Below are 773 nucleotides of genomic sequence, written 5' to 3'. Positions count from 1 at the left end.
GCCAGAATTCTTCGGCACGCCCTTCAGGGCGTCCTTCCTTCTCCCAGAGCAGGTAAGCGCGCTCCCGGACGGCCTGCCCCAGACCCTTTCGGGTTTCCGAATTCCCCTGCAGGTCGTCGCCGTACGGCGCCATCTGACCGCCACGACCGGTGTGCATCCTCGATGCTCATCTACGAGACCACGGGCCTGTACCGGCGAATGTCCGAGACGCACCCGGAACTCGTCGAGACCTCGGCACGAGGCGGCCTCACCGGCGTTTTCAACCGTGCCTACTTCGACGACCGGTTCGCGCGTGACTTTTCATTGGATCGGGGCCGAAATCAGTCGTTTTGCGTGCTGCTGATCGACGTCGACCATTTCAAGCAGTACAACGACACGTTCGGACATATGGCCGGCGACGACTGCCTGAAGCAAGCCGCAGGGGCACTATCAGGCACCCTGCGGCGGCAGGGCGATTTCGTCGCGCGCTACGATGGCGAAGAGTTCGTGGTGGTCCTTCCGGCGTGTGAACCGGCGGCGGGACTGCGCATCGCGCAGTCGCTAAGATCCGCTGTCGAGAAACTTGGGATCCGATCCGCATCACCCGGCAGGGCATCCGTCACCGTCTCGGTCGGCTTGGCTAGCACGTTCCCAGATCCGCCCGAGTCGGCGCCTGCTCTGTTGGGGCTGGCGGACACAGCCCTATACCAGGCGAAGTGGAGTTGACCCGCTTTCGTGGACATCTATCCTTTTGTTCAGGAGGTGCCCATTATGGCGAAGCACCGTACCCCGTA

At 62.7% G+C, this 773-nt stretch carries 2 protein-coding genes; one reads left to right on the top strand and one right to left on the bottom strand.

The features are described 5' to 3' along the window. The coding region (locus AWB76_RS40040) for a DUF2934 domain-containing protein (RefSeq protein ID WP_244173713.1) at nucleotides 1-133 on the bottom strand (133 nt) is incomplete at its 3' end. Between the two features lie 29 nt (nucleotides 134-162). Here AWB76_RS40040 and AWB76_RS38715 point away from each other — a divergent pair. Then, the gene (locus AWB76_RS38715; RefSeq protein WP_244173711.1) at nucleotides 163-705 is read left to right on the top strand and encodes a GGDEF domain-containing protein; all 543 of its coding nucleotides are present in this window, start codon (nucleotides 163-165) and stop codon (nucleotides 703-705) included. The last annotated feature ends 68 nt before the right edge of the window (nucleotides 706-773 follow it).

This window comes from Caballeronia temeraria, assembly GCF_001544795.2.
Lineage (GTDB): Bacteria > Pseudomonadota > Gammaproteobacteria > Burkholderiales > Burkholderiaceae > Caballeronia > Caballeronia temeraria.
This window is presented reverse-complemented; position numbering and strand designations above follow the sequence as displayed.